A 7,559-nucleotide genomic window follows, 5' to 3' on the forward strand; every position below is an offset into this window, starting at 1 on the left:
GTTAATCCAAAAGCGTGAAATGGCGGCAAAGATGAAAGAATACAATCCCCATCACGCGCGTGAATCACATCAGAAATTTGCAAAATATTACTCATAATATTTAAATGCGAAAGCATCACGCCCTTTGGCTTCCCCTCACTCCCACTACTAAAGAGAATCGCCGCTACATTGGTATTTTTACGAGGTTTGACATATATCCATTTAAGCATAAAAGAGGGTAATAACACAGCTTGAGCCATTTTGCAAATAAAATCAATCTTCTTTTGCTTTACCCCTTTTATAATATCCTCCATATAAAATACGCGCACATTAGGAGGAAATTGCAATGCTACACCTTTATTTGCAAGCTTTTGCATAAACTGCCTAGAAGTGTAAATAGTATCCATTTGCGCAGATTGTATAGCAGAGAAGAGTGCGTTTTGCCCCGCAGTAAAATTTAGATTCACAATCGTTTTTCCTGCTATGAGTAAAGAGAGATTGCACAAAACACTTGCAAGTGAAGCGGGTAAAAGAATACCTATATTTTGTTGCCCTTGTGTCTGTATGCCAAAAAGACGAGAGAGAATGAGGCTAAGGGCGAGCATTCTTGTGTAGCTCATTGCCCCACTTGCACTATCTATAATAGCGACTTCGGTATTCCATTTTTTCGCACTATCCACCCACATCGCGCCAATGGTTGAGAGCGCATTACATTGTGTAGCCCACGCGCGGAATGAAAGCTCAAAAACCTTTGCCTTCACACGTTCTGCATTCGTGTGAATATCAAGAGGAGCGCCAAAGGCGATTGTAATACTTCTTTTCGCAAAGCTTTTACGCCTCTCTTGGAATCCTTCATTACTACGAGAAAACGCGCTTCCCCATAACCCCCGAATATAAAAAGGTAAAATCACAGCTTGATGAGGCTGCAAGTGTTTTGCAACTAGTTCAAAGCCATTTTTAAAAGCATTTAAATGCCCGTGTCGCGAGATTGCTCCTTCAGGGAAAAGGCACACCATATGTCCATTAGCAAGTTGTGTAGCAATAGATTCTAAAGCTTTCTTGCTCCCTGTATGCGAAATAGGTATCACACCAAACATATCTAAAAAAATACGAATATACCACCTATCATAATAGCTTCGTTCCATTACAAAATATACTTTTCGTGGCAAAGCAAGCTGCACAATCGCCCAATCAATAAAAGAAATATGATTCCCCAAAAGCAATACACCACCTTGTTCGGGGATATTTTCAAAACCCTCTACATTCAGGCGATACCTTTGTAAAAACGCAAGAGTAATGAGCATTCTTACGAGTGAAAAAGGTAAAAGACGCACGACATAAATCGTCCCACCAAGTGCAACAAGCATACAAAAATAAAACAGATAGGTAACGCTAATGCCGCCCAAAGAAGCCAAAGTGCCAATAAGCAAAAAAAGGAGCATTGTAATATTTTGCACAAAGTTATTGCCAGCTAGAATCTTCCCTAACTCACCCTCTTTAGCGTGGAATTGAATGAGGGCATTAAGTGGGACAATAAAAAGCGCACCGCCCATACCGAAGAGAAAAAAGATTACAGCATAAGGGATAAGCGAAGAAAAGCTAAGAATTAATAAAGTCGTTATGCACACAAGTCCCGCACCAATGGGGATAAGCCCGGTTTCAATGTATTGCTTTGAAAGTCGCCCAGCAATAATAGAGCCTATGATAATGCCAAATCCAGAGCAACCAATAATCATTTGCACCTTAAAGGTATTAAGCTCTAAAAAATGCTCTTTGACATAAGTTGGAAAAGTTGCCAAGAGGAGTTGAGAGATAGACCAAAATACAGCAATCCCCACCACAGAGAGCCAAATATTACGATGAGCATACAAAAGCTTAAGATTATGCTTAAGTAATTTTCCTTGAAGGTAAGACTGCTTATCAAACTTATCCTCTGTGCGCTCTGTGAGCGTGGGCAAATAATAGCATAACAGCACCTCCAAAACCGCACAAACAATCAGCATAAAGCCAAGTGGCGCAACACTTTGTAAAATCTCACCTTTTTGTGCAAAAAATCCTAAATCATTTATCGCATAAAACATTTCAAATAAAAGTGAAAAAACACTCATACCTGCCAAAATTGCCACAATCGCTACTGCCTGCATTGCACCATTTCCCCACGCAAGCAAGTCTTTTCCTACCAAATCCTTGATAAAACCATATTTTGCAGGAGAATAAATCGCTGATTGGGCTGCCATAAATAAAGTAGCAACAAATGCCAACCAAAAATAACCCAAAAAATAACATAATGTAATTACAATACTTAAGGCTAACCCAAACCACGCACATACGCGCATAGTAATATTTTTAGGAAATTTATCCGCAAGGAATCCTGAAGGAGTAAAAAGCAATATAAAAGGAAGTAAAATCAGCGCATTAATAAGACTTGTAAGAAATGTAAGCTCACTGCCATCATAGACTTTATAGAGTGTGTTTTGAATGGTAATTTTATGTCCCAAATCCATAAAGGCATTGAGAAATGCCACGGCAATAAAGGGCAAAAACCCTTTTATATTCCATAGCCTTTTCATTAATGTCTCCTCTTTTTCGCACTTTTGATAGCCACAAAAATATACGAATCTTAACTGCTTTTATCCTTTATTGCTCACTTAGAATCTTTACTTTGCCATTTTCTACAAGCACATACATATCTTTTATACCAACCGAACTAAAGCTTATTTTGCCATTGAGATAAGCTTTATAGTCTTGCATAAAGCTTATACGATACATATTACGATGTTCCTCATTTGGATATATAGAGACATTAATATCAGAAATGCGTATGTTTTTTGCCTCATTTTTGGCAAAAACATTCTTTTTATGCTCCCTAAATGCCTTAAAACTCATACCATCGGGGCGATAAAAATTTTGCTCATCATAAAAGCTTAAATAAGTTGCCAAATCACTTTTTTGCCATACGCTTTTCCATTGATACAAACTCGCAAGCACAAGAGCGAGTTCATCAATGCTCGCTGCCTTAAACTTGTCTTCATAAGTAATAAGCATCGTTTTTTTCCAATCAATCAGCTTATCATATTTTTTGAGTATCTCATTATCAATAGCAATACAACCGCGTGTATTAAGCTCCTCTCTATTGCCATTAAGTGGTAAGCCGTGAATCCAAATACCCCCACCCGTCTTTTTTAGGGATCTATCATATACATTAGGATAGCTTGTGGAAAATGCAAGCGGTCCATAATACTGATCAAGCCCCGTTAAACGCGCATTTAAATCATACGAGCCTATAGGAGTTGTCAAATCACCCTCTTTTTTCTTATTACCCTTACCCTTTGCTACAAGCGCACTTGAAGTGCCAAGCTCCTTGAGCTTCGCATTTTGTAATTCATAAAGCGTCAAAGAAGGAGCAGTTTTATTTGAGACAAATAAAAATCGCAGATTCTCAAAATATCCATATTCTGTGGCATTTTCTTTAAGATATTCTGCCCAATATTCTTTATTTGTGAGATACCCCTCAAGCTTAGATTCTATCGCATTGATACCATTTTTTTTATATTCACTCACAAGATTCATAAGTTGTGTATCAAGGGCATAAAGACTTGAAAATCCCATAATAGCCATACATAAAAACCATTGTTTAAAATTATTCATTCTCCCTACTCCTTTTTTTGATTTATTCCATAAAATCATATCCTATTTTTTTCAATATATCTTTTTGCTTACTCCAGCCCCTATGCACCTCTACATCAAGCTTCAAAAAAATATCCTTATTGCTTAAAGAGCTTATTTTTTTTCGCGCACAAATACCTATTCGTTTGATACCGCTTCCTCCCTTGCCAATTACCACTGCCTTTTGGCTTTGCTTTTCTACAATAATATGAGCGTGGATTCTATCAAGCTTTGCGCCCTCTTCAAAACTTTTTATGACTACATCAGCTTCATAGGGAATCTCATCACTTAGATTCTCAAACAAACTCTCGCGTATCATTTCTTTATAAATTTCTTTAAGATGTGTTGGTGTAAGGAGTTTGGCATCATAAAAAAAAGGTGAAGTTGGCAAGTGCATTGCGATTTGGTGCAAAAGCCGCTCTCTCTCAAATCCTTTTTTCACACTAATTGGCAAAAGTGAGAGAAAATACTTCTCATACGCTTGATATTGCGCAATTTTTTGCAAAAGCTGCTCTTTGGTGCAAGTATCAATTTTTGTCAAAAGAAGCAAATGAGGCAATCCTTCACTTAGATGTAAAAAATGCTCATAATGGATTACCTCATCACTCACAGGCGCAAGATAAAGAGCTAAATCGCAATCACCCATAGCCTTAAGAGCTTGTGAGAGCATATATTGATTTAAAAGCTTCTCTTTATGGTGAATCCCGGGCGTATCTACAAAAACAATCTGTGCTTGCAATGGTGCATAAGGCACAATCATTTGGAGCTGTTTGCGTGTGGCATTTGCTTTATGAGAAACAAGGGCAATTTTCTCTCCCAAAAGATGATTGAGCAAGGTAGATTTCCCCGCATTTGGTCTGCCAAGTGTAGCAACAAATCCGGCACGAGTGCTAAAATCATCGCTATTATTTGAAGAAATATGTGCGCTCATAAAGATTCTTAAAGAATATAACGCGCCAAATCGACATTTTCAACCAAATCTGCTAATGCCTCTCTTACCATTTCTGCACTTACTTCAACCTCTTTGCCCTGATATTTATCCACATCAAAGCTAATATCTTCTAAAACGCGCTCAATTGTGGTATGCAAACGTCTTGCGCCAATATCCTCTGTGCGCTCATTAGCATTATGCGAAAGTCGCGCTAATTCTCTAATAGCTTCATCGCTAAACTCAAGCCTAATATTTTCTGTATCAAGCAAAAGCTGATATTGACGCAAAAGGGAGCTTTTGGTTTGAGTAAGAATCTGATACAAACTCTCCTCATCAAGCGTGCTTAGCTCCACACGCAAAGGAAAACGTCCTTGCAATTCTGGAATCAAATCACTTGGCTTACTAAAATGAAACGCCCCCGCTGCAATAAATAAAATATAATCTGTCCTAATCTGCCCATATTTAGTATTGACGACACTTCCTTCTACAATCGGCAACAAATCGCGTTGCACTCCCTCTTTGCTTGGATCTTGCCTTGAGCTATCCTTATGCCCTAATGCCACCTTATCAATCTCATCAATAAAAATCACGCCATTTTGTTCTGCGCGCCTTAAGCCCTCTGCGCGAATACTCTCCGCATCAAGCACAGATTCTGTTGCTTCAGTCGCTAAGGCTTCTTTCGCCTCTCTCACACTCATTTCTTTTTTGACTTTATCTTGAGTAACATTTAATACTTTAAAAATAGATTCTTGCATTTTAATCATATCTGGGGGGAGATTATCATCACTCATTTGGGGTTTTTTGCTCACTTCTATTTCAATTATTCGCTCATCATATTCACCCTTAATCACGCATTGCTTCATTTTTGCAAAACTGATTTCATATTCTTTCTTTTTTGCATCACTCACACCGCTTGGCAATGGCGGGAGTAATTTTTGGGTAATTTTTTCAATGATATAATCATTAATCTGTGCTTGAGCCTTTTGTCTATGCTCATTTTCGACAAGATTCACACTTGCTAGGACTAAATCTCTTACCATAGATTCCACATCGCGCCCCACGAATCCTACTTCGGTATATTTACTTGCTTCCACCTTTACAAAAGGCAGTCCCATCATTTTTGCCATTCTTCTTGCAATTTCTGTTTTACCAACCCCTGTTGAGCCAATCATAAGAATATTTTTTGGCGTAATTTCTTCTTGCACTTCTTTATCAAGCTTCATTCTTCTATATCGATTTCTTAGAGCAATAGCGACTGCCTTTTTTGCTTCGTGCTGACCAATAATATAGCCATCAAGATAGCTCACTATCTCCTTTGGGGTCATATTCTCCTTCATCTACACTCCATTACAATTCTAAAATCTTAATTTGAGTATTGGTATAAATACATATCTCTCCTGCAATGCGCAATGAATGCTCTACAAGCTCTCTAGGAGGCAAAGAACTATGCGCGCTTAAAGCTCTCGCTGCACTTAGGGCATAATTACCACCACTACCAATAGCTGCGATTTTGCCATCTTCTGGCTCAAGCACATCACCACTCCCGCTTAAAATATAAATATGCTCCTTATTTAATACAATCATCATTGCCTCGAGTTTGCGCAAATATTTATCACTTCGCCATTGTTTTGCAAACTCTAGCACACTGCGCACCAAATCGCCCTTGCGTCCCTCCAAAATACGTTCAAAAGTATCAAAAAGGCTAAAAGCATCGGCAGTGCTTCCTGCAAAACCACTGAGAATCTGTCCATTATAAAGCGTGCGGATTTTTGTGGCATTACCCTTCATCACGCAATTTCCAAAGGTTACTTGCCCATCTCCGCCGATAATAGCATATGATTTCCCCTCATATTCTCCTCTAAAACCGAGTATGGTTGTTGCCTCAAACATTTTACCCCTTTAACGCCTCTACGACAAGCTTAAGTGTCGCATTGATACTATGCCCAAGTTTGACTTGCACCTCAAATGCCCCTGTGTGCTTAATAGCTTGAGGTATTTCAATATGCTTTTTATCAACATATACTTTATGCTCACTCAAAGCAAGAGCAATCTCATCTTTTGTAATCGAGCCAAAAAGCACCTCATTATTCCCAACCTTTTTATGCAAGATAAGCTTTAAAGATTCTATACTTTGTTTTATCTGCTGAAGTTGTGCTATTTCTAAAGCCTCTAATTCTTGTTGTTTTTTAAGCTCTGCCTTGTATTTGTTAATTACCTCATTTGTTGCGTGCTGTGCCTTGCCTTTAGCAATAAGAAAATTTTTTCCATAGCCATCTTTAACCTCACAAACTTCGCCTTTTTTTCCTAAACCTTTCACATCTTCAAGTAATAAAACTTTCATTCTCTCTCCAAATCTCACACAATTTAGAATCTGCGCTATAAAACTCTATGTTATCTCCATAAACAAAAACTAAAAGCTATTTTTGCTTAAGCACCACAGGCTCAATAAAAGGCACGTGGCTACCTACGACTTGAGATTTATCTTTTTTAAATTGCTTTAAAAATTGAGTGCGAGTTTGAGCGGCTTTTTTAGCATCGGTATCAAAACTCACAGAAATATTAGGCTGCTTTGTTTGCACATCAAAGGCGTGAAGCAAATCTGCCCAAAAAATAAGCTGCGTGTCCTTATCTTGTAACATAATCATATTATGCCCGGGAGTATGCCCATAAGCAGGAATTGCAGAGATGATAGAATCATCTTTAATGAGTTTCTTACTATGATCAAAAAATGCTTTATTCTTGATTGATTTGAGAGCATTTTTAATTTCTTCATTCGCTCCACTTGTTGTCCAATATTCATATTCTTTTTCATCAATGAGGACTTGAGCCTTTGTAAAAGGATTTTTTTTGCTCATAAAAGCACCAATATGATCAGGGTGCGCGTGAGTGATGATAATATGACTTATATCATTAGGCTTAAGCTTAGCTTGTTTGAGTGCATTTTTAAGACTTTCTAAAGTATCAGCAAAGCCAGTATCAACAA

The 7,559-nt window shown here is 38.0% G+C and carries 7 protein-coding genes; all 7 read right to left on the minus strand.

Annotation, left to right across the window (positions count from 1 at the left end; translation table 11 throughout):
• Nucleotides 1-2,549 (minus strand): MFS transporter (locus tag J1E28_RS07355; RefSeq protein WP_291028311.1); only part of this gene is annotated, 2,549 nt, incomplete at its 3' end.
• A gap of 67 nt (nucleotides 2,550-2,616) precedes the next feature.
• Entirely contained in the window at nucleotides 2,617-3,627 is a 1,011-nt protein-coding gene (locus J1E28_RS07360; protein WP_291028313.1) for a L,D-transpeptidase family protein, read from the minus strand.
• Between the two features lie 22 nt (nucleotides 3,628-3,649).
• Nucleotides 3,650-4,576 (minus strand): GTPase Era, encoded by a 927-nt coding sequence (gene era / locus J1E28_RS07365; RefSeq protein ID WP_291028315.1) that lies wholly within the window; start codon nucleotides 4,574-4,576, stop codon nucleotides 3,650-3,652.
• 8 nt (nucleotides 4,577-4,584) lie between these two features.
• Nucleotides 4,585-5,913, minus strand: a complete 1,329-nt coding sequence (gene hslU / locus J1E28_RS07370; RefSeq protein ID WP_291028317.1) for an HslU--HslV peptidase ATPase subunit — start codon at nucleotides 5,911-5,913, stop codon at nucleotides 4,585-4,587.
• Between the two features lie 10 nt (nucleotides 5,914-5,923).
• The gene (hslV, locus tag J1E28_RS07375; RefSeq protein ID WP_291028319.1) at nucleotides 5,924-6,466 is read right to left on the minus strand and encodes an ATP-dependent protease subunit HslV; all 543 of its coding nucleotides are present in this window, start codon (nucleotides 6,464-6,466) and stop codon (nucleotides 5,924-5,926) included.
• 1 nt (nucleotide 6,467) lies between these two features.
• Nucleotides 6,468-6,917, minus strand: coding sequence for a 50S ribosomal protein L9 (gene rplI / locus J1E28_RS07380; protein ID WP_291028322.1), 450 nt, complete (start codon nucleotides 6,915-6,917; stop codon nucleotides 6,468-6,470).
• Between the two features lie 76 nt (nucleotides 6,918-6,993).
• The coding region (locus J1E28_RS07385) for an MBL fold metallo-hydrolase (RefSeq protein ID WP_291028324.1) at nucleotides 6,994-7,559 on the minus strand (566 nt) is incomplete at its 5' end.

The sequence above is a fragment of the Helicobacter sp. genome, assembly GCF_022511165.1.
Taxonomy (GTDB): Bacteria; Campylobacterota; Campylobacteria; order Campylobacterales; family Helicobacteraceae; genus Helicobacter_C.

Coding starts and splice junctions, on each gene's coding strand:
- rplI (WP_291028322.1), bottom strand. CDS start 6,917: ATGAAAGTTTTATTACTTGAAGATGTGAAAGGTTTAGGAAAAAAAGGC.
- era (WP_291028315.1), bottom strand. CDS start 4,576: ATGAGCGCACATATTTCTTCAAATAATAGCGATGATTTTAGCACTCGT.
- J1E28_RS07360 (WP_291028313.1), bottom strand. CDS start 3,627: ATGAATAATTTTAAACAATGGTTTTTATGTATGGCTATTATGGGATTT.
- hslV (WP_291028319.1), bottom strand. CDS start 6,466: ATGTTTGAGGCAACAACCATACTCGGTTTTAGAGGAGAATATGAGGGG.
- hslU (WP_291028317.1), bottom strand. CDS start 5,913: ATGAAGGAGAATATGACCCCAAAGGAGATAGTGAGCTATCTTGATGGC.